Source organism: Massilia sp. Root418, assembly GCF_001425265.1.
Classification (GTDB): domain Bacteria; phylum Pseudomonadota; class Gammaproteobacteria; order Burkholderiales; family Burkholderiaceae_D; genus Rugamonas.
This window is the reverse complement of the sequence record NZ_LMEC01000001.1, coordinates 198818-218811: the sequence shown is the minus strand read 5'-3', so window position 1 is coordinate 218811 and position 19994 is coordinate 198818. Positions and strand designations below refer to the sequence as shown.

The 19994-nt window shown below is 65.1% G+C and carries 15 protein-coding genes; 9 read left to right on the top strand and 6 right to left on the bottom strand.

The annotated features are described in order from the left end of the window. Window positions 1-10: 10 nt before the first annotated feature. Window positions 11-1525: an HDOD domain-containing protein gene (locus tag ASC94_RS00850; protein ID WP_056391965.1), complete on the top strand. Its 1515-nt coding sequence runs from the start codon at window positions 11-13 to the stop codon at window positions 1523-1525. On the opposite strand, the gene ASC94_RS00845 is transcribed toward ASC94_RS00850, so the two are convergent. Beyond that, window positions 1522-2697 (bottom strand): MFS transporter, encoded by a 1176-nt coding sequence (locus ASC94_RS00845; protein ID WP_056389365.1) that lies wholly within the window; start codon window positions 2695-2697, stop codon window positions 1522-1524. The two genes, ASC94_RS00850 and ASC94_RS00845, sit on opposite strands and share 4 nt — an antisense overlap. Before the next feature lie 45 nt (window positions 2698-2742). Next, the gene (gene aroC / locus ASC94_RS00840; RefSeq protein WP_056389362.1) at window positions 2743-3846 is read right to left on the bottom strand and encodes a chorismate synthase; all 1104 of its coding nucleotides are present in this window, start codon (window positions 3844-3846) and stop codon (window positions 2743-2745) included. Between the two features lie 235 nt (window positions 3847-4081). On the opposite strand from aroC, the gene ASC94_RS00835 reads away from it, so the two are divergent. Then, window positions 4082-6343: an EAL domain-containing protein gene (locus ASC94_RS00835; RefSeq protein ID WP_056389359.1), complete on the top strand. Its 2262-nt coding sequence runs from the start codon at window positions 4082-4084 to the stop codon at window positions 6341-6343. 315 nt (window positions 6344-6658) lie between these two features. Here the strand turns inward: ASC94_RS00835 and ASC94_RS00830 are convergent, their stop codons facing one another. Then, the gene (locus ASC94_RS00830) at window positions 6659-7114 is read right to left on the bottom strand and encodes a CBS domain-containing protein (RefSeq protein WP_056389356.1); all 456 of its coding nucleotides are present in this window, start codon (window positions 7112-7114) and stop codon (window positions 6659-6661) included. 185 nt (window positions 7115-7299) lie between these two features. Between ASC94_RS00830 and ASC94_RS00825 the strand changes: the two genes are divergently transcribed. Both ASC94_RS00825 and ASC94_RS00820 read left to right on the top strand, forming a co-directional pair. After that, window positions 7300-8610, top strand: coding sequence for an O-acetylhomoserine aminocarboxypropyltransferase (locus ASC94_RS00825; protein WP_056389353.1), 1311 nt, complete (start codon window positions 7300-7302; stop codon window positions 8608-8610). 1 nt (window position 8611) lies between these two features. Beyond that, window positions 8612-9412, top strand: coding sequence for an alpha/beta fold hydrolase (locus ASC94_RS00820; RefSeq protein ID WP_056389351.1), 801 nt, complete (start codon window positions 8612-8614; stop codon window positions 9410-9412). On the opposite strand, the gene ASC94_RS00815 is transcribed toward ASC94_RS00820, so the two are convergent. Further along, complete coding sequence (locus ASC94_RS00815; RefSeq protein ID WP_200955521.1) at window positions 9413-10462, bottom strand: alpha/beta hydrolase; 1050 nt, start codon at window positions 10460-10462, stop codon at window positions 9413-9415. A gap of 16 nt (window positions 10463-10478) precedes the next feature. Next, a complete protein-coding gene (locus tag ASC94_RS00810) occupies window positions 10479-12539 on the bottom strand; it encodes a bifunctional 2',3'-cyclic-nucleotide 2'-phosphodiesterase/3'-nucleotidase (RefSeq protein ID WP_056389347.1) in 2061 nt (686 codons plus the stop codon). A gap of 262 nt (window positions 12540-12801) precedes the next feature. Here ASC94_RS00810 and prfB point away from each other — a divergent pair. The 4 genes from prfB (at window position 12802) to ASC94_RS00785 (ending at window position 16809) form a co-directional block, all read left to right on the top strand. Next, window positions 12802-13906, top strand: a protein-coding gene (prfB, locus tag ASC94_RS00800) for a peptide chain release factor 2 (protein ID WP_157201230.1) whose coding sequence is annotated in 2 segments (ribosomal slippage) — window positions 12802-12882 and window positions 12884-13906 — 1104 coding nt in all. Because the reading frame shifts where the segments join, the coding sequence is not laid out codon by codon here. Then, window positions 13906-14601: an HAD family phosphatase gene (locus tag ASC94_RS00795; protein ID WP_056389345.1), complete on the top strand. Its 696-nt coding sequence runs from the start codon at window positions 13906-13908 to the stop codon at window positions 14599-14601. Before prfB ends, ASC94_RS00795 begins: the two co-directional genes overlap by 1 nt. 18 nt (window positions 14602-14619) lie before the next feature. Continuing rightward, window positions 14620-16149, top strand: a complete 1530-nt coding sequence (gene lysS / locus ASC94_RS00790; RefSeq protein WP_056389342.1) for a lysine--tRNA ligase — start codon at window positions 14620-14622, stop codon at window positions 16147-16149. A 138-nt stretch (window positions 16150-16287) separates the two neighbouring features. After that, window positions 16288-16809: a hypothetical protein gene (locus ASC94_RS00785; RefSeq protein ID WP_157201229.1), complete on the top strand. Its 522-nt coding sequence runs from the start codon at window positions 16288-16290 to the stop codon at window positions 16807-16809. Between the two features lies 1 nt (window position 16810). On the opposite strand, the gene ppnN is transcribed toward ASC94_RS00785, so the two are convergent. Further along, window positions 16811-18181 (bottom strand): nucleotide 5'-monophosphate nucleosidase PpnN, encoded by a 1371-nt coding sequence (ppnN, locus tag ASC94_RS00780; RefSeq protein ID WP_056391955.1) that lies wholly within the window; start codon window positions 18179-18181, stop codon window positions 16811-16813. Window positions 18182-18480: 299 nt separating this feature from the next. Here ppnN and ASC94_RS00775 point away from each other — a divergent pair, with 299 nt between their 5' ends. Continuing rightward, window positions 18481-19986 carry a peptide MFS transporter gene (locus tag ASC94_RS00775; protein ID WP_056389336.1) on the top strand — a complete coding sequence of 502 codons (1506 nt, stop codon included), beginning with the start codon at window positions 18481-18483 and terminating at the stop codon, window positions 19984-19986. Window positions 19987-19994 lie beyond the last annotated feature (8 nt).

Sequence of the window (19994 nt, the reverse complement as noted above, 5' to 3'; positions counted from 1 at the left end):
GGATCCGGCAATGGCGTCGGCGCAGGCACCGGAACAGGTGCCGCGCGTGGACGGCAACAAGACTTTGTCCCAGCTCTGGGACCGTACCCGCATGCAGGGCGATATGCCCGGGTTCGCCAAGGCCATTTCCTCCATCCTTGGCGCCATGCGCGGCGAGGACGAGAGCGATTTCAACATGACGCAAACCGTGCTGTCGGACCCTGTGCTCACGCAAAAGGTGCTGCGCCTGGCCAACAGCGGCATGTATTCCGCCTTCGGCCAGCACGTCAACACCGTCAGCAAGGCCGTGCTGGTGCTGGGCACGGAGGCTATCGGCCACCTGGCGCTGGGCCTGAAGCTGATCGAAGAGTTATCCGTGGCCGGCGCCAGTGCCGGCGCGGCGTCCTCCAGCGCCCACGTTGAAATGGAAAAGGCCGTGCTGGCCGGAATGGTGGCGCAGCAGGTGGCCACCAGCGCCAACAGCCGCCACGCCGAGGAAGCCGTGGTCTGCTCGCTGCTGCACACGCTGGGCCGCATGATGATCACCTTTTACATGCCGGAACGCTGGAGCCGGATGCAGGAGGTGGCAGGCGCCGGCAAGGAGGACGAGGCCGCCCTGCAGGTGCTGGGGCTGACCATGGAAGAAGTGGGCAGCGCCGCCGCCGTGCACTGGGGCTTGCCGAAGAACCTGATCAGCGGCATGCGCACCGTAGCGCCGGCCGAGGCAGGCGCCGAAGTGAGCCACGCGGACTGGATCGCGGGCCTGTCCACCATGTCCGCCCGCTGCGCCGAATCGCTGTGGCACGACGACGAAGCCGGTGCGCAAGAAGTCAAACGCATCACCGAAAGCTATTCGGGCATGCTGGGCGTGTCGCCCGAACTGATGAGCGAGGCCATCGACAAAGCCAGGGAAGTGGCGGCCAACGACCTGTCGATCGCGCCGCTGTCCAAACCCGCCGAGCGGCGCGCCAAGGCGCTCGCCAAGACGCGCCAGCGCGCCGAAGGCAACAAGATCCTGCTCAGCGGCCTGGCCGACATGCGCGACCTGGTCGATTCGGCCAGCCCGGGCCAGATGGTGTCCATCGCGCTGGAGACCGTGTTCCAGGGACTGGATTTCTCGCGTGCCGTGGCGTTTGTGCGCAACCGCCGCGAAGGCCGCTACGCGGCCAAGATGTGCTTTGGCGAAGGCCTCAAGGAAAAGCTGGGCGACATGGCGTTCGACGAGGCATACGAGCCGAATGTGTTCCACGCCGCCCTCAATAGCGACCGCGTGATCTTCATTGAAAACGCGCGCGACCCGAAATTCGCTGCCAAGCTGCCGGCCTGGTGGAAAGCCAGCCTGTCGGAGGCGCGCAGCTTTGTCATCCTGCCGCTGCTGTCGAACCTGCAGCCGGCTGGCTTCATCTACGGCGACTGGGACGAATCCTTCCCGCCCATCCAGCTCAGCCAGACCGAGTTCGGCCTGCTCAACGACATGCGCGCGCTGGTGGTCAAGGCTGTCGAACGGCGCCACCAGCTGGAAGCGGTCAGCAACCGCGTCGCCTAGGGCGCCGGGCCGCCAGCGCCAGGCAGCCCATCCTGCCGCTGCCAGCGGAACGACAGCGCCGCGGCGCCAGCGGCGCACGCCGCCAGCCCGGCCGCCACGTAGTACACCGATTCCGCCCCCAGCCTCTCCCAGCACTGCGATAGTCCCAGCCCGCCCAGCGTGCCGCCCACGCCGTAGGAGATGCTGATGTAGAGCGCCTGGCCCCGCGCCTGCAGCGGGCCGGCAAACCAGCGCTGCATCGCCAGCACCGACGATGAGTGGTGCAGCGCGAACGTGGCCGCGTGCAGCAGCTGGGCCAGCACCAGCAGCGCCAGCCAGTGCGCGCCGGCGCCGATCATGATGAAGCGCAGCACGGCTGCCGAGCAGGCCAGCATCAGCATGGTGCGCGGGCCCCAGCGCTTGAGCAGCGGCGCCTGGAAGTAGAACAGCATCACTTCCGCCACCACGCCCAGCGACCACATGGCGCCGATCACGGTCTTGCTGTAGCCGGCGCGCTCCAGGTACAGCGAGTAAAAGGTGTACAGCGAGGTGTGGGCCGACACCATCAGCGCGGTGGAGCCGAAGAACGCCAGCACTTCGCGCCGCCGAAGAACGGCCAGCAGGGCCGGCGGCGGGCCCGCGTGCTGCTGGCGCGGGACGTCGCGCATGCGCAATGCGGCGCCGATCACGCACACCAGCAGCGCGCCCGCCGTCCACGGCAAGGCGCGCGTGCCCCAGTAATCCAGCGCATAGGCGGTCAGCATGGTGGCGATGATGAAGCCGACCGAGCCCCAGAGGCGGATGCGCCCGTAATGGGTCAGATCGCCGCGCATTTCGGAGAGCATCAGCGCCTCGCAGATCGGTCCCTGCGCGCTGGTGAACAGGTTGAGCAGCACCATGGCCGCGAAGAAGTGAGCGAAGCTGCTGCCGATGAAGAAGCCGGAAAAGGCCGTCAGCGCGGCCAGGCCCGTCATGCGCAGCACGACCACGCGGCGCTCCGTATGGTCGGCCACCCAGCCCCACAGGTTGGGGCCGAAGATGCGCAGCACCTGGATCAGCGACATCAGCACGCCGATCTGCGCCACCGTCATCCCCTTGTCGGCGAAGAACAGGCTGGCGTAGGTGGAGAACGTCCCCGCGTGCGCGTAGTAAAAGAAAAGGAAGGAGCCGTAGCTGAAGAACTGGGTGGGCATGGCGTTGGCCTTCCCGCCGCGCGGAAAGGCCGGGTGGGTTCAGCGTTACTTGCTGCGTGCGATATCCGGGGTGGACACGCGCACGTCGCCGCACTGGGCGCGGTGCATCAGCGCATGGTCCATCAGCACCAGGGCCAGCATGGCTTCGGCGATCGGCGTGGCGCGGATGCCCACGCACGGGTCGTGGCGGCCGAAGGTCTCCACCATCACCGGGTTGCCGTCCTTGTCGATGGAGCGGCGCGGCGTGCGGATCGACGAGGTCGGCTTGATGGCGATCGACACCGTGATGTCCTGGCCGGTCGAAATGCCGCCCAGTACGCCGCCGGCGTTGTTGCCGACGAAGCCCTGCGGCGTCAACTCGTCGCCGTGCTCGGAACCCTTCTGCGCAACGGCTTTGAAGCCGGCGCCGATTTCCACGCCCTTCACCGCGTTAATGCCCATCATCGCGTAGGCGATGTCGGCGTCCAGCTTGTCGTAGATCGGCTGGCCCAGGCCCACCGGCACGTTCTGCGCCACCACGTCGATGCGCGCACCGATCGAATCGCCTTCCTTGCGCAGCGCGTCCATCGCGTCTTCCATGCGCGCGATCAGCGCGGCATCGCCGCTGGCGGCGAAGAAGGGATTGTTGGGCACGTGCTCCCAGCCTTCGAACGGCACCGCGATGTCGCCCAACTGGCTCATGCAGCCCTTGAACACGGTGCCGTACTGCTGCTGCAGCCACTTCTTGGCCACTGCCGCCGCGCCCACGATGGGCGCGGTCAGGCGCGCCGAGGACCGGCCGCCGCCGCGCGGGTCGCGCACGCCGTACTTGTGCCAATAGGTGTAGTCCGCGTGGCCGGGGCGGAAGCTTTCCGAGATGTTGCCGTAATCCTTGCTGCGCTGGTCTTCGTTGCGGATCAGCAGCGCAATCGGGGTGCCGGTGGTCACGCCCTGGTAGACGCCGGACAGGATCTCCACGCGGTCGGGCTCCTGGCGCTGGGTGACGTGGCGCGAGGTGCCGGGCTTGCGGCGGTCCAGCTCGGGCTGGATATCGGCCTCGCTCAGCGGCAGGCCCGGAGGGCAGCCATCGATGACGCAACCGATCGCAATACCGTGCGATTCGCCGAAAGTGCTTACAGAAAACAGCTTGCCAAAGGAATTACCGGACATAGGGAGCAAAATATGAGTGGACTGAGGGAATCTCTCAATTCTACCAGTCCGCCGCCCCGGCCGTGGCGGGCATGTCGAAATAGTACGCACCAGTACTAATAAGCCGAACAAATTACGATTGCAGTAACCATAAACTGTCGTTATTGGTGACAGGAAAGCACTGAAATGGTCGTTCTGACTAACAATTCGCTATATACTTGGACCAAGAACACCGAGATATCTGGAGAAGCGACACATGCCCCCATCGATCACGCCCCTTGACCAAAACAAGGACGATCAGGACGATCTGGTATTCTTGGAGGAGCACCCGGCCGAACCGGCCGCGCACGCTTCCCGCGAGGTATGGCGGGTGATGATCATCGATGACGACGAAGACGTCCACTCGACCACCACCTTTGCGCTCGGCAATCTGGACATGCAGCAGCGTCCGCTCGAATTCGTGCACGCCTACTCGGCCAGCCAGGCCCGCGAAATGCTCAAGCACGAGCAGGACATTGCCGTCATCCTGCTGGACGTGGTGATGGAGCAGGACGACGCCGGCCTGCACCTGGTGCGCTACATCCGCGAAACGCTCAAGCTGGCCGACGTGCGCATCATCCTGCGCACCGGGCAGCCCGGCTATGCGCCGGAAATCGACGCCATCCGCGACTACGACATCAACGACTACAAGACCAAGTCCGAGCTGACCCGCATCAAGCTGTTCACCACGGTGACCGCGGCGATCCGCTCGTACGAACAGATCCGCAAGATCAGCAACAGCCGGCGCGGCCTGGACCAGATCGTCCACGCCAGCACCGAGCTGATGTCGCTGCACGGCGTGCACAATTTTGCCGCCGGCGTGCTGACCCAGATTGCCTCGCTGCTGCGCCAGCCGGCCAACGGCGTGCTGTGCGTGCAGGAATGCCCGGACAGCGGCTGCCACGAGCTGATGGCCATGGCCGCCGCCGGCAGCTACGCCCACCTGGACGGCCAGCAGCTGAACGCGCGCAGCGAGCCGCGCGTGACCGAGGCCATGGAGCGCTCCCTCGACGAGCGCCGCAACCACTACGGCAACGGCAGCATCACGCTGTACTTCGCCGGCAAGGCCAGCCGCGCCTTCGTGGCCTTCCTGCTGGTGGAGCGCCCCGTCACGGAACTGGAAGAACGGCTGCTGGAAGTCTTCTGCAGCAACGTCGCGGTGGGCCTGGACAATGTCGAGCTGGTGTCGCACCTGCACAACGCCGCCTTCTACGACCAGCTCTCCAAGCTGCCCAACCGCACCCGCCTGGTCGAGATCCTGGACGCGGCGCTGGCCGGCCCCGCCAAGCAGGACGCCAGCCTGGCGCTGGTGGACCTGGACCACTTCGCCGAAACCAACGACGCCCTCGGCCACCAGTTCGGCGACATGCTGCTGCTGGCCGTGGCCGAGCGCCTGCAGACCAGCCTGGGCCAGCAGCTCACGGTGGCGCGCATCGGCGGCGACATCTTCTGCGTGCTGGGCGACGCGGCGCAGGTCAATCCGGCCATGATACTGGCGCTGTTCCAGGTGCCGTTCAGCATAGACGGCCAGGACGTGCAGCTGTCGGCCACGCTGGGCCTGGTGCGCCTGGCGGAACACGACGGCAGCGGCGCGGACGCGCTGAAGGACGCCGACATCGCGCTCAAGCGCGCCAAGACCCAGCAGCGGGCCGGTCACTTCTACTTCTCGCGCAGCATGGGCGTGGAAATCCGCGAGCGGGTGCGCATGATGCACGCGCTGCGCACCGCCTTTGGCCAGAACCAGCTGTTCGTGGTGTACCAGCCGCAGATCGACCTCGCCACGCGCCGCCCGGTGGGCTGCGAAGCGCTGCTGCGCTGGCAGACGCCGGACGGCAAGTTCATTTCGCCGGACCGCTTCATCCCGATTGCCGAGTACTCAGGCCTGATCATCGACCTGGGCGAGTGGGTGATGCGCACCGCCTGCCGCGAACTGGTGACCTTGCGCGCCGCCGGCCACGACAACTTCACCATGTCGATCAACGTGTCGCAGGTGCAGTTCCGCCACCCCTACTTCCTCGAAATGCTGCGCCGCGCGCTGGCCGACACCGGCGCACCGCCCGAGTTCGTGGAACTGGAGATCACCGAGTCGATGGCCATGGAAGAGCCGGACCTGCTGATCAAGATGCTGGGCCAGATCAAGCAGACCGGCGTCAGCATCGCGATCGACGATTTCGGCACCGGCTTCTCGTCGCTGTCCTACTTGCAGCGCCTGCAGATCGACCGCCTGAAGATAGACCGCGCCTTCGTCACCGAGATCACCGGCTCGGCGCGCGGCAGCAGCATTGCCGAGATGGTGATCCAGCTGGGCCGCAACCTGGGCCTGGCGGTGATCGCCGAAGGCGTCGAGGACGAGCGCCAGGCGCAGATCCTGCAGTCGCTGGGCTGCCCGCTGGCGCAAGGCTTCCTGTTCGCCCGCCCCATGACGGCCGACGCCCTGAACGGCTGGCTCAATAACGACGCGCTGGAAGGCGTCGCGTGAACGCTGGCGGGTTACGGCGTACCGCCTAACCCGCCCTACATGTGCCGCGCTTCCGTACGCCGGTTCGGCGCCCGCCATGCGCCGCCGATCGTTAATGTGCCGCGCTTCCGTACGGCCGGTTCGGCGCGCGCCATGCGCCGCCGATCGTTAAAGTGCCGCGGTACCGTACGGCCGGTTTGGCGCCCGCCATGAGCCGCCGGTCGCCAAATGCCGCGCTTCCGTAGGGCGGGTTAGGCGCGTGCGCCGTAACCCGCCGATCGCCGGCGCAAAAAAAAACGCTATCCGGAGATAGCGTTTTCGTTCGCGGAGCCGGTATTAATCGGCCGGCTGCTCTTCCTCTGCCGGCCAGTCGCGGATATAGGCCTTGAGCATGCGGTTCTCGAAGCTTTGCGCTTCCAGCACGGCGCGCGCCACGTCGTAGAACGAGATCACGCCCAGCAGGGTTTTCGCGTTCATCACCGGCAGGTAGCGGGCGTGCTTTTCCAGCATGATGCGGCGCACTTCGTTCACTTCGGTGTCCGGCGTAACCGTGATCGGGTGGTCTTCCATATGCTTGCGCACCGTGCCGCCGCCGACCGAGCCGTCGTTTTCGTGCAAGGCCTTCAGCACTTCGCGGAAGGTCAGCATGCCGACCAGGTCGCCGAACTCCATCACCACCAGCGAACCGATGTCCTTCTCGGCCATGGTTTTCGCCGCTTCCGACAAAGGCTGGTCGGGCTTGATGGTGTAGAGGATGTTGCCTTTAACTTGAAGAATTTCGGAGACTTTCATTTTGGGCCGTCCTGTCCGTGTGAATGGGGTTTTGTAGTTATTGTAAGCCTTACAGCGAATGTAGCGTATGCCCGCAGAAAAATCCAGTATTGCGCAATCTCAAATATTGCCTGTTGTGCCGCGGTTGTGCCAGACCGCAGCGCGCGGTAGGATCTTGCCACCTCAATAACCAAAACGAGACACCCATGAGCGGTCCCCATTACCCTGGCTTCGATACGCTTGCCTTGCACGCAGGCGCCGCGCCCGACCCGGCCACCGGCGCACGCGCCACACCCATCCATTTCACCTCGTCCTTCGCCTTCCGCGACTCCGACCACGCCGCCGCGCTGTTCAATATGGAGCGCGCGGGGCACGTCTATTCGCGCATCTCCAACCCCACCAACGCGGTGCTGGAAGAACGCATCGCCGCACTGGAAGGCGGCGTGGCCGGCATTGCCACCGCCAGCGGCCAGGCCGCCATGCACCTGGGCCTGGCCACCATTGCCGGCGCCGGTTCGCACATCGTGGCCTCGCGCGCGCTGTACGGCGGCTCGCACAACCTGCTGGGCTACACGCTCAAGCGCTTCGGCATCGCCACCACCTTTGTGGACCCGCGCGACCTCGACGCCTGGCGGGCCGCCATCCGCCCCGAAACCAAGGTGCTGTTTGCCGAAACGCTGGGCAATCCCGGCCTGGACGTACTGAACGTGCCGGCCGTGGCGGCGCTGGCGCACGAGCACCACCTGCCACTGATGCTGGATTCCACCTTCACCACCCCCTACCTGCTGAAGCCTTTCGACCACGGTGCGGACCTGGTCTTCCATTCCGCCACCAAGTTCCTGTGCGGCCACGGGACCGCCATCGGCGGCCTGCTGGTGGACGGCGGCACCTTCGACTGGCAGGCCGCCTATGACAAGACCGGCCGCTTCGCCGAGCTGTGCGAGCCATACGAGGGCTTCCACGGCATGGTGTTCGCCGAAGAGTCCACCGTGGCCCCGTTCGCGCTGCGCGCGCGGCGCGAAGGCTTGCGCGACTTCGGCGCCGTCATGAGCCCGCACAACGCCTTCGCCGTACTGCAGGGCATAGAAACGCTGGGCATGCGGATGGAGCGCCACGTGGCCAACACGCGCAAGGTGGTCGAGTTCCTGGTTGCGCACGATGCGGTGGCGTCGGTCTCCTATCCCGAACTGGCGTCCCATCCGGACTACGCGCTGGCCAAGACACTGCTGCCCAAAGGTTGCGGCGCCGTGTTCTCCTTCACCGTCAAGGGCGACCGCGCTGCTGGCCGGCGCTTTGTGGACAGCCTGAAGGTGTTCTCGCACCTGGCCAATGTCGGCGACGCCAAGTCGCTGGTGATCCATCCGGCGTCCACCACGCACTTCCGCGTGCCTGCGGAGCAGCTGGCGGCGTCCGGCATTGCCGAGGGCACCATGCGATTGTCGGTGGGCCTGGAGGACGTGGACGACCTGATCGAAGACCTGGCGCGCGGCCTGAAACTGTCGCAGAAAAGAGGCTGACATGCTGTTTGAAATTGACGGCGCTCCAGCCTATTGCTACACCGGAGGCAAAGCCTTCGACGCGGCCCTGCCCACGGTGGTCTTCATCCACGGCGCGCAGAACGACCATTCAGTGTGGGCGTTGCAAAGCCGCTACCTGGCGCACCACGGCTACGGCGTGCTGGCGGTCGACCTGCCCGGCCACGGCCGCAGCAAGGGCGCGGCGAGGCACAGCGTGGAAGAGATGGCGGCCTGGCTGCTGGCGGTGCTGGACGCGGCCGGCGTGGCGCAGGCCACGCTGGTGGGACACAGCATGGGATCGCTGATTGCACTGGAACTGTCGCACCGCGCGCCGCAGCGCGTGGCCAGGCTGGCCATGCTGGGGACAACCTATCCGATGAAGGTGTCGGACGCGCTGCTGAACATCTCGCGGGACAACGAGCAGACAGCCATCGACATGGTCAACATTTTCTCGCATTCGGGCATGGCGCAGAAGCCGTCCTGTCCCGGGCCAGGCTTTTCGGTGATGGGCGGCGCGCAGCGGCTGATGCAGCGCATGTCGGCGCTGAACCCGGCGCAGCTGTTCTATACGGACTTTGCCGCCTGCAATGCCTACGCCAATGGCGAGGCGGCTGCGCAGGCGGTGCGCTGCCCTGCCCTGTTCATCTTCGGCAGCAAGGACATGATGACGCCGCCGAAGTCCACCAAACTGCTCACCGGCGCCATCCCGCACGCCAAGGTGGTACAGGTGGATGCGGGCCATTCGCTGATGTCCGAGCAGCCGGACGCCGTGCTGGACGCGCTGGCGGGCTTTCTGGGCTAGCTAGCGGCAGGGCCGGCGCGGCAAGGCGTGGATGAAGTCCGTCACCGCGCCTGCCAGCGCGGGCGCCAGCGGCAGCGTCGGATTGGAGTAGGACGCCAGCTGCTGGTGCGGGTCCGCAGGCACCGCTTTGAGCACATGGTTCATGCCGTCCACCAGCAGCAGCCGCGCCGCCGGATTGCCCTGCTTGAGCAACGCAGCCTGGTTCGTATCCACCTGGATGTCAGTGGTTCCCTGCGCGACCAGCAGGGGCATCTTCAGGCGGGCAAACTCTTGCGAGGGCAGATATTTGAACCAGGAAGCCATGTAGGGCTGCACGCTGGGGCGATAGATAGCCTGTAGCTGGGGCGGGAGCTTGCCGGGCGTCCTGCCCCGCTCCAGCGCGGCCAGTATCCTGTCGTTTGCTTGCGCGAGCTCGGGCGGCAGCTTGGTGTCGAGCTGGCGGCGCAGCAGCACCGAGGCCCGTTCAGCAGGGCCGGCCACGGATACAAAACCGTCCGCCCCCGCTGCGCGCGCGGCCAGCATGCCGATCAGCGAACCTTCGCTGTGGCCGATCACCGTCACGGACGAGTAACGCCCTTCACGCTTCAGTTGCCGGACCCATGCGGCGGCATCGCCAGCGTAAGTCTCGAAGCGCAGCTGCGCCTCGCTGGCGCCTGCACGCGCGCTGCCGGCGATGCCGCGCTTGTCGTAGCGCACGCTGGCGATGCCCGCCTCTGCCAGCACCTGGGCCAGCATCTTCAGGCTGTTGTTCGCGCCGGGCAGCAATTTGCTGTTGCCGTCGCGGTCAGTCGGACCGGAGCCGGCGATGATGAGCGCCGCCGGGGTGCAGCCCAGCGGCAACGGCACCAGCAATGTGCCCTGGATGTCGCCCGACGGCGTGGACAAGGTGGCCGCGCGCGGCAGTACCGCGTGCTGCCGCTCGTCGCCCTGCGCGGCGGCCGACTGTGCGGCCACCAGCTCCGGCGCCAGCATCAGCATCAGCGTCAGCATCAGCGCCAACACGCCCGTTCCCCGGGCGGCGCCTGCCAACTGCCTTGGCGCGAATCGCATGCGCAGCCTCCGCATCTTATGGCCGGGACAGATCGATGCCATACAGAGCCAGCCCCTTGCCGGCGCCGTCGTCGGCCTGCAGCTGGCTCACATTGTCCAGGCCCGCCGCGCGCGCGAGTTCCAGCTTGCCGGGCGCCGAGTGGAACACCACGGGTCCTTGCGTCTTCACGGCTGCAAAACGCCAGCTGCGGGCCGCGCCGTGGCTGGCGCGCTTGAGCGCCCGGGTGCGCTGGATGTAGGCGATCAGTACGTCCCGGTTGGCGTCCGGCGATGCGAAGATGGTGCTGGCGCCGTCCACGCCCGGGAAGGCGCCACCACCCGACGCGCGATAATTATTGGTCGCCACCAGGAATTCCTGCGTGTCACCCACCGGCTGGCCGTTGTAACTCAGCGCCTGGATGCGGCGGCCCTGCGGCTGGGTCACGTCGATCCGGTAGCTGACGTCGGGGCTGGTCAGCATGTCGAAGTTATAGCCCGCAAAGCCGGCGTTCACCAGTTCCTGCGGCGCCGTCTTTGAAGGATCGATGGTGTTGAAGCGGCTGGCCGCCTTCTCCAGCCACGCTTTCAACCCGGCGCCGCTCACCTTCACGGCGGACAGCGTGTTCGGATACAAATACAGGTCGGCAGCGTTGTTCAGGGCGATGGGGCCCAGCTTCACGTCCGTGTAGTCGCCGGGGCCGGCGGCGCCGGACTTGAACGGCGCCGACACCGACAGCACCGGCAACTGCGCATACTGCGGCAGACTGGCGCGCACGTAGCCGGCGAGGTAGGCGGCTTGCGCCTCGTTGACGGCCTGCACCGCGCTCACGTCGCCCACGTCGGCAAAATAGGAGGTCATGGGAAAGTCTGTGGTGCCGAGCGGGGTCTGGACGTAGCGGATGGTGGCCGCGTGCTCGGCAGCCACCAGCGGCGCGATGGCCGGGTCGGCCTCCACGTAGCGCTTCGCCCCCGCGCCGCCCCCCGGCCCGCCGGCTGCCGATGCCGATGTCGATGCCGACTGCGCCGGCACCAGCGTGCTGCGCGCCTCGACCGTCGTCTGCCCCTTGTCCACCACCCAGCGCTGCCTCTCGCACTTCAAGCGCAATCCGATCACGCCCAGGTGCTTGCCCCACAAACTAGCCATCACGGCCGGCACGCCGTGCACCGTGCCTTTCACCTTGTCCACGCCGGGCAGGTTGAAGGCTGGCGCGGCGCTGGCCGGGTTCGGAAACGCCTCGTGCGCGTGCCCCAGCAGCATGGCGTCTATTCCCGGCACCTGCGCCAGGTACAGGCCGGCATTCTCCATCTGCGGCGTGTACGGCGCACCATCCAGCCCGCCATGCAGGATCGCCACCACGATATCGGCGCCCTGCGCGCGCAGCTGCGGCACGTACTTCTGGGCCGACTCGCGCACGCCCTCGGCATACACGCGGCCTTCCAGCCAGCGCTTGTCCCAGCCCAGGATGCCGGGCGGCGTGAAACCGATGATGCCTACCCTCACCGTACCCTGCACCGGCTTGCCGTCCGCACCGGTGGCGCTGACGCGCTTGTCGATGATGGTGAACGGCGGGAACAGCGGCTGCCTGGTCTTCGCGCTGTAGATATTGGCCAGCACCAGCGGGAACGCCGCACGGCCGCAGCGCGGCGCGGCCGGGTCCACGCCGTCCACGTCGAAACGTGTCCCCGTCACCTGGCTCAGGTAAGGCAGGCCGTAATTGAAGTCGTGATTGCCCAGCCCGCCGCCCTCCACGCCCAGCTGGTTCATGGCCTTGTAGATGGCAAGCGTATCGTCGCAGCGCAACGGGGCCGCCACCGCCTGGTAGTCGGCCAGCGCCGTTCCCTGGATGGTATCGCCGTTATCGAGCAGCAACGTGTTGGGGAACTCCGCGCGCGCCTCGCGGATCAGCGTGGCGGTGCGCTCCAAGCCCAGCGACGGGTCCGGCGACAGCTTGTAGTAGTCATAGCTCAGCACGTTGGCGTGCAGGTCCGACGTTTCCAGCAGCGCCAGCGTGGCCCGCGCCCCGTCCGGCGCATTCGCCGGCAATGTGCTGCAGGCAGCGAGTTGGGCGAGGACGAGTAAAGGCAGGAATCGGCGCATGAGGGCTGGCAGGCAAAGCAACAGTTCGAAAGCGACCGATGATACGCCCCGCCCAGTTCGCTCGCAATGGTTCACGCGACTTTCACCGGCGGCCTCGGTGAGCGACGCCACATGAGCCGGCAGACACCGGAGTTATTACCAAATTATCACTGCCCGGGCATCGGAATCGGTGCCCGTCGCGCGCAGTGAATTTGCGCTATAAGGGCGTGCGTCCTCTAGGGTATAATCCAAGGTTTGATTACACCACTAGAAGACCAAGATCATGGAAGCCGAACGCATCAACGCCCTCTCCGCCCTGCTCGCCGATCTGACGACCCGCGAAGCCGAACTTCGGAGGTATCTTTGACTTCACTGTCAAGTCAGAGAAACTGGAACAGGTAAACGAAGAGCTGGAAGACCCCACCGTCTGGAATGACCCGAAACGCGCCCAGGACCTGGGCCGCGAAAAGAAGGCGCTGGAAGCCATTGTCAACACACTGACCAAGGCCGACGCCGACCTGAAGGACATGGCAGACCTGTTCGCCATGGCCAAGGAAGAAGGCGACGACGACACGCTGGAAGCTGTCATCGCCGACACCGAAGAGATCAAGGCCGTCATCGAAGGCATGGAGTTCCGCCGGATGTTTAACAATCCGATGGACCCGAACAACTGCTTCATCGACATCCAGGCCGGCGCCGGCGGCACCGAAGCCCAGGACTGGGCCTCCATGCTGCTGCGCCAGTACCTGCGCTATTGCGAGCGCAAGGGCTTCAAGGTCGAAGTGATGGAGCAGTCCGACGGCGAGGTGGCCGGCATCAAGACCGCCACCCTGAAGGTCGAGGGCGACCACGCCTACGGCTACCTGCGCACGGAAACCGGCGTGCACCGCCTGGTGCGCAAGTCCCCGTTCGACTCGGCCAACGGCCGCCATACGTCGTTTACCTCGCTGTTCGTGTATCCGGAAGTGGATGATTCGATCGATATCGAGATCAACCCGGCCGACCTGCGCATCGACACCTACCGCGCATCCGGCGCCGGCGGCCAGCACATCAACAAGACCGACTCCGCAGTGCGCCTGACGCACGGCCCGTCCGGCATTGTGGTGCAGTGCCAGAACGACCGCTCGCAGCACCGCAACAAGGCCGAGGCGATGGACATGCTGAAGGCCAAGCTGTACGAACTGGAACTGCGCAAGCGCATGAGCGAGCAGCAAAAACTGGAAGACTCCAAGACCGACGTGGGCTGGGGCCACCAGATCCGTTCCTACGTGCTGGACCAGTCCCGCATCAAGGACTTGCGCACCGGCTTCGAAACGGGCAACACCAAGGGCGTGCTGGACGGCGACCTGGACGAGTTCATCTCCGCATCCCTCAAGCAAGGCGTCTAATGACTCAAGCGGCACAAGCGCCCCGCGCGTTCATCTTCGACATGGACGGCACCATCGTCGACAACATGGCCTTCCACACCAAGTCGTGGCTGGCCTTCTTTGAGCGCCGCGGCCACGCGCTGGACGCGGACGAATTCTTCCGCGCCACGGCCGGCCGCCAAGGCCATGAAATCATGCGCACCTACCTGGGCGAGCACCTGACCAGGGAGGCCAGCGCGGAACTGGACGCGGAAAAAGAGTCGCTGTACCGCGAGCTGTACGGCCCGCACCTGGAAACGGTGCCGGGTTTCGACCAGCTGATCGCAGCCGCCAAGGCGGACGGCGTGGCGCTGGCCGTGGCCACCGCCGCCCCGAACGACAACATCGTCTTCACGCTGGACGGCCTGGATCTGCGCAAGCACTTCAACGCGGTGGTGGGCGCGGCCGACGTGGCGCGCGGCAAGCCCAATCCTGACGTGTTCCTGCTGGCGGCCGAACGCTGTGGCGTGGCGCCCGCGCACTGCATCGTATTCGAGGACGCGCCGCTGGGCGTGGAAGCGGCGCGCCGCGCCGGTATGCGCGCGGTGGTGCTGACCACCACCCTGCCGGCCGCAGCCTTCGCCGAGTTCGACAACGTGATCTGCGTGGCGCGCGACTTCAGCGACCTGAATGTCGCCGCGCTGTTCGCCTCCGAGCCCGCCTCGGCAACCAATTAATCTATCAATACAAAAACCATGACTACGGATATCCAAGAACAAGCAGCAGCGCCGGACGAGAACAAGATCATCGCCGAGCGCCGCGCCAAGCTGGCCGCCATCCGCGAACAGGGCGTCGCCTTCCCCAACGACTTCAAGCCGCAGCACAAAGCCGCCGACCTGCACATCCAGTACGGCGAAAAGACGCGCGAAGAACTGGAAGCCAATCCGGTGGAAGTGGTGCTGGCCGGCCGCATGATGCTCAAGCGCGAAGCCGGCAAGAAGGCCGCCTTCGCCACGCTGCAGGACTCCTCCGGCGTGAAAGCCGACGGCCGCATCCAGATCTACGCCACGCTGGACCTGACCGGCGAAGCCGCCATGGCCGCGCTGCACCACTACGACCTGGGCGACATCCTGGGCGTGACCGGCACGCTGTTCAAGACCAAGACCGACGAGCTGACCATCAAGGTCACCGAGCTGCGCCTGATCACCAAGTCGCTGCGTCCGCTCCCGGACAAGTTCCACGGCCTGGCCGACCAGGAGACCAAGTATCGCCAGCGCTACGTGGACCTGATCATGAGCGAAGAGACGCGCCGCACCTTCAAGGCCCGTACCGCCGCTATGTCCTCGATCCGCCGCTTCATGGAGAAGAACGACTTCATGGAAGTGGAAACGCCGATGCTGCACACTATTCCCGGCGGCGCCGCGGCCAAGCCTTTCATCACCCACCACAACGCGCTGGACATGCAGATGTTCCTGCGCATCGCGCCCGAGCTGTACCTGAAGCGCCTGGTGGTAGGCGGTTTCGACCGCGTGTTCGAGATCAACCGCAACTTCCGCAACGAAGGCGTGTCGATCCGTCACAACCCGGAATTCACGATGATGGAATTCTATGCGGCCTACACCGACTACAAGTGGCTGATGGACTTCACCGAGGCGGTGATCCGCCAGGCCGCCATCGACGCGCACGGCACCGCCACCCTGACCTACGGCGGCCGCGAGCTGGACCTGGCCAAGCCATTCCACCGCCTGACCATCGTGGAAGCCATCAACAAGTACGCGCCGGGCTACACCGACGCGCAGCTGAACGATGCGGAATTCATCAAGGCGGAACTGAAGAAGTTCGGCGTGAAGCCGCACGCGCACTCGGGCCTGGGCGCGCTGCAGCTGGCGCTGTTCGAAGAAACCGCCGAAGCACAGCTGTGGGAACCGACCTATATCATCGACTACCCGGTTGAAGTGTCGCCGCTGGCGCGCGCTTCGGACACGCGCGAAGGCATTACCGAGCGCTTCGAGCTGTTCATGGTGGGCCGCGAGATCGCCAACGGCTTCTCCGAGCTGAACGACGCGGAAGACCAGTCGGCGCGCTTCCTGGCGCAGGTTGCGGCCAAAGAAGCAGGCGACGATGAAGCCATGTTCTACGACGCGGACTACATCCGCGCGCTGGAATACGGCATGCCGCCGGCCGGCGGCTGCGGCATCGGCATCGACCGCCTGATGATGATCATCACCGACTCGCCGAACATCCGCGACGTGCTGCTGTTCCCGCACCTGCGCAAGGAAGACTGATCTTCCGAAGCGCACAAGAAGCCGCCCGGCAAGCAAGCCCGGCGGCTTTTTTTGCGCACGCTTGTGCTACCTCAGCAGGCGGTCCCGTTTGCCTGCCGCTTGCTTGACGCCCAACCGCGCGCGGCGCAGCATAAGAAGATGAACGGGCCACCCACACGAGAAGAAGTCGATGCCAAACTGGACAATATTCGCATGTCCAGCGAGGTCTTTCTCGGCCGCTTGGACGCTCGGCACGCCCAGGCGGAAAGACGCTTCGCCGAGCTTCGAGCCGAGATGAGCGCGTTCAAGGCGGAATTTGCTGCGCTCCTGGATGCGCGTCTTGCGGAGATGCGGACGGAATTCAACGCGAAATTCGCAGCCCTGTACAAGGCCATGGTCATCACAGCCATCACGTCAACCCTCACCATCATCTTGGGCGTCGGGGCCATTAACGCAACGGTGTACACCGGCATGCTGGGCGCGTTCGGCAAAGGCGAAGAGCTGGGCGCCATGTACACCAAGCTCGGCCAGCGCATGCTGGAGCACGATGCGCAATTCAACCGGATGATGCTGAAGCAGCGTGAGGACTTCGCGCGCGTCGAAGCCAGCCTGGACGCGCGTTTTGCGGAGGAAAAAGCCGAGCGGGCGCGCCAGCGGAACCGGCGCGCGCCCCGGCAGTAGCTTACTGGACGATACGGTAGCAAGGCGTGTATGCCTTGCCCGCCAGTTTCATCCGGCTCTGCGCCACGAAGGACGCCAGCAGCGCGTCCATCGGGCCCATGATGGACGGGTCGCCGTGGATCTCGAAGTGGCCGTACTTCTCGATCGCGCGGATGCCCTCGTCCTTCACGTTACCCGCCACTACGCCCGAAAACGCGCGGCGCAGATTCGCCGCCAGCAAATGCGTCGGCTGGTTCTTGTGCAGGCTCAGGTTGCGCATGTTCTCGTGCGTGGGCGCGAACGGCCGCTGGAACTCGTGGTCGATCTTCAGCGCCCAGTTGAAGTAGTAGGCGTCGCTGCGGGCCTTGCGGAACTCGCGCACTTCCTTGATACCGGCCTGCATTTCTCGCGCCACCAGTTCCGGATCGTCCACGATGATCTTGTAGCGCTTCTGCGCTTCCGGACCCAGCGTGTCCGCGATGAACTGGTTGATCTGCACGAAGTACTCGCGCGACGTTTCCGGCCCCGTGAACACCAGCGGGAACGGGATGTCCGCATTCTCGGGATGCAGCAGGATGCCGAGGATGTAGAGGATCTCTTCCGCCGTGCCGGCGCCGCCGGGGAACACCACGATGCCGTGGCCGGCGCGCACGAACGCTTCCAGCCGCTTCTCGATGTCCGGCATGATCACCAGGTCGTTCACGATGGGGTTGGGCGACTCGGCCGCGATGATGCCCGGCTCCGAAATGCCCAGGTAGCGCCCCTGGTGGGTGCGCTGCTTGGCGTGGCCGATGGTGGCGCCCTTCATCGGGCCCTTCATCGCGCCCGGCCCGCAGCCGGTGCAGATGTCCAGGCCGCGCAAGCCCATCTGGTAGCCCACTTCCTTCGAATAATTGTATTCCGCGCGGTTGATCGAGTGGCCGCCCCAGCACACCACCAGGTTGGGGTTCAGGTGCGGCTTCAGCACGTTGGCGTTGCGCAGGATGTGGAACACCGCATCCGTGATGCCATCCGTGCGGCTCAGGTCGAACTTGGGATTGTCCGTCACTTCATTGCTGACGAAGACGATATCGCGCAGCACCGCAAACAGGTGCTCGTGGATGCCCTTGATCATTTTGCCGTCGACAAACGCAATCGCCGGCGCGCCCTTGATGTCGAGCTTGATGCCGCGCTCGCGCTGCATGATGTTGATGTCGAACGACTTGTAACGCTCCAGCAGTTCCTTTCCATCGTCGATAGTGCTACCGCAGTTCAGCACCGCCAGGGCGCAGTTGCGGAAGATGTTATACAGCCCGCCCTTGCCGGAATCGAGCAACTTTATTACTTCCGCCTTGGAAAGCACCTCCAGCATGCCTTCAGGGGAAATCAGGGTATCGACAACGTCATGTTCCATGATGCGTAATTCCTTATTCAGATCCATACGACAACTCTTGAGCCTGCGACACCAATATACGACAACTCCGCCGGTTTGGGGCCGGAGTTTGATAGGGAACGGCTATCGGTTTCACCAGGCGAGTTGCCAGTTTAGTCACATTGCTGCGGCGCAGCAAGCTAATTGCTGGACATAAGTGCGCGGTAGATTAAAATGGCGCCCTGTTGGGATACGGACCACCGGCAACCACGCTACAAGCGCGCTTGCTTAGTCCGGTCCCATATTTTTTTATCTAATCAGAAAATTTTTCAGGAGAAGCCGTGAGCGGTGCAACTACGCAAAGCCCGGAAGTCAAAATCCCGGAGTTCAAACAGATCCTGGGCCATCCGGCCCCGCTGTGGATGCTATTCATGACCGAGTTCTGGGAGCGCTTTGCGTTCTACGGCATCCGTTGGGCGTTAGTGCTCTACATCGTCGCGCAGTTCTTCGGCGGCGACGCGGCTGGCCAGGCCAGCGCCAACCTCACTTACGGTTCCTACCTGGCCCTGGTCTACGCGGCAGCGCTGTTCGGCGGCTACGTGGCCGACCGGGTGCTGGGCTACCAGCGCTCGATCCTGGTGGGCGCCGTGTTCATGGCCGCCGGCCTGTTCGCCATCGCCATTCCGGACGACACCGTGTTCAAGGTCGGCCTGGCCACCATCATCGTGGGTAACGGCCTGTTCAAACCGAACATCTCCACCATGGTCGGCAAGCTCTACAGCGTTGCCGATCCGCGCCGCGACTCCGGCTTCACCATCTTCTACATGGGCATCAACACCGGCGCGCTGATCGCCCCGGTACTGACCCAGATCCTGGCCGAAAAAGTGTTCGGCGTGGACGGCATGCCCTCCTATAAGGTGGTGTTCATGGCCGCCGGCGTGGGCATGATCATCAGCCTGATCTGGTTCTTCATCGGCCGCGCGCAGCTGAAAGGCATCGGCGCCCCCGATCCTGCCGCCATGAGCATGAATCGCGTGATCTACGTGGTGCTGGGCGCTTTCGCCGTCATCCCCGTGGTCTACCTGCTGCTGGCCGTCGGCGCCAACAAGCTGCAACTGGTGCTCACCGTGCTGTTCCTGATCCTGGCGGCCATGCTGCTGATCGAAGGCTTCCGCAACGGCGCCGTGGCGCGCGACAAGGTCATCGCCATGATGGTGATCTTCACCTTCAACATCATGTTCTGGATGTTCTTCGAGCAGGCAGGCAGCTCCTTCACCTTCCTGGCCGATAACATCGTGCGCCGCGACTTCGGTGGCTGGACCTTCCCGACCGCCTGGTTCCAGACCGTAAACTCGATCGCCATCATCGCCTGCGCGCCTATCGTTGCAGCGACCTGGGTGTTCCTGGCCAAGCGCAACAGCAATCCTTCCATTCCGCGCAAGTTCGGCCTGGGCATCCTGTTCAACGCAGCCGCCTTCGGCCTGCTGTGGTTCTCGCTGTCCTCGCTGGTCGGCGCCGACAGCAAGATCCCGTTCTGGACCCTGTTCATGGTGTACGTGATCCAGTCGGTCGGCGAGCTGTGCCTGTCGCCGATCGGCCTGTCCATGGTCACCAAGCTGGCCCCTACCCGCCTGGTCGGCCTGGGCATGGGCGGCTGGTTCCTGTCCACCGGCATCGGCAACAACCTGTCGGGCATCTTCGCTTCCCACGCTTCGGGTGAGAGCGGCATGTCGGTGACCACCGCGCTGTCGGCCTACACCCAGGGCTTCTGGATCCTGATGGCTGGCGGCGTGCTGCTGTTCCTGGTGGCGCCGCTGATCCAGAAACTGATGCATGGCGTGAAGTAAGCTTGCAT

Excerpts from the sequence above, each read along its gene's own strand:
- ASC94_RS00850 (WP_056391965.1), top strand. The coding sequence starts at position 11 with ATGGCGTCGGCGCAGGCACCGGAACAGGTGCCGCGCGTGGACGGCAAC.
- ASC94_RS00845 (WP_056389365.1), bottom strand. The coding sequence starts at position 2,697 with ATGCCCACCCAGTTCTTCAGCTACGGCTCCTTCCTTTTCTTTTACTAC.
- aroC (WP_056389362.1), bottom strand. The coding sequence starts at position 3,846 with ATGTCCGGTAATTCCTTTGGCAAGCTGTTTTCTGTAAGCACTTTCGGC.
- ASC94_RS00835 (WP_056389359.1), top strand. The coding sequence starts at position 4,082 with ATGCCCCCATCGATCACGCCCCTTGACCAAAACAAGGACGATCAGGAC.
- ASC94_RS00830 (WP_056389356.1), bottom strand. The coding sequence starts at position 7,114 with ATGAAAGTCTCCGAAATTCTTCAAGTTAAAGGCAACATCCTCTACACC.
- ASC94_RS00825 (WP_056389353.1), top strand. The coding sequence starts at position 7,300 with ATGAGCGGTCCCCATTACCCTGGCTTCGATACGCTTGCCTTGCACGCA.
- ASC94_RS00820 (WP_056389351.1), top strand. The coding sequence starts at position 8,612 with ATGCTGTTTGAAATTGACGGCGCTCCAGCCTATTGCTACACCGGAGGC.
- ASC94_RS00815 (WP_200955521.1), bottom strand. The coding sequence starts at position 10,462 with ATGCGATTCGCGCCAAGGCAGTTGGCAGGCGCCGCCCGGGGAACGGGC.
- ASC94_RS00810 (WP_056389347.1), bottom strand. The coding sequence starts at position 12,539 with ATGCGCCGATTCCTGCCTTTACTCGTCCTCGCCCAACTCGCTGCCTGC.
- ASC94_RS00795 (WP_056389345.1), top strand. The coding sequence starts at position 13,906 with ATGACTCAAGCGGCACAAGCGCCCCGCGCGTTCATCTTCGACATGGAC.
- lysS (WP_056389342.1), top strand. The coding sequence starts at position 14,620 with ATGACTACGGATATCCAAGAACAAGCAGCAGCGCCGGACGAGAACAAG.
- ASC94_RS00785 (WP_157201229.1), top strand. The coding sequence starts at position 16,288 with ATGAACGGGCCACCCACACGAGAAGAAGTCGATGCCAAACTGGACAAT.
- ppnN (WP_056391955.1), bottom strand. The coding sequence starts at position 18,181 with ATGGAACATGACGTTGTCGATACCCTGATTTCCCCTGAAGGCATGCTG.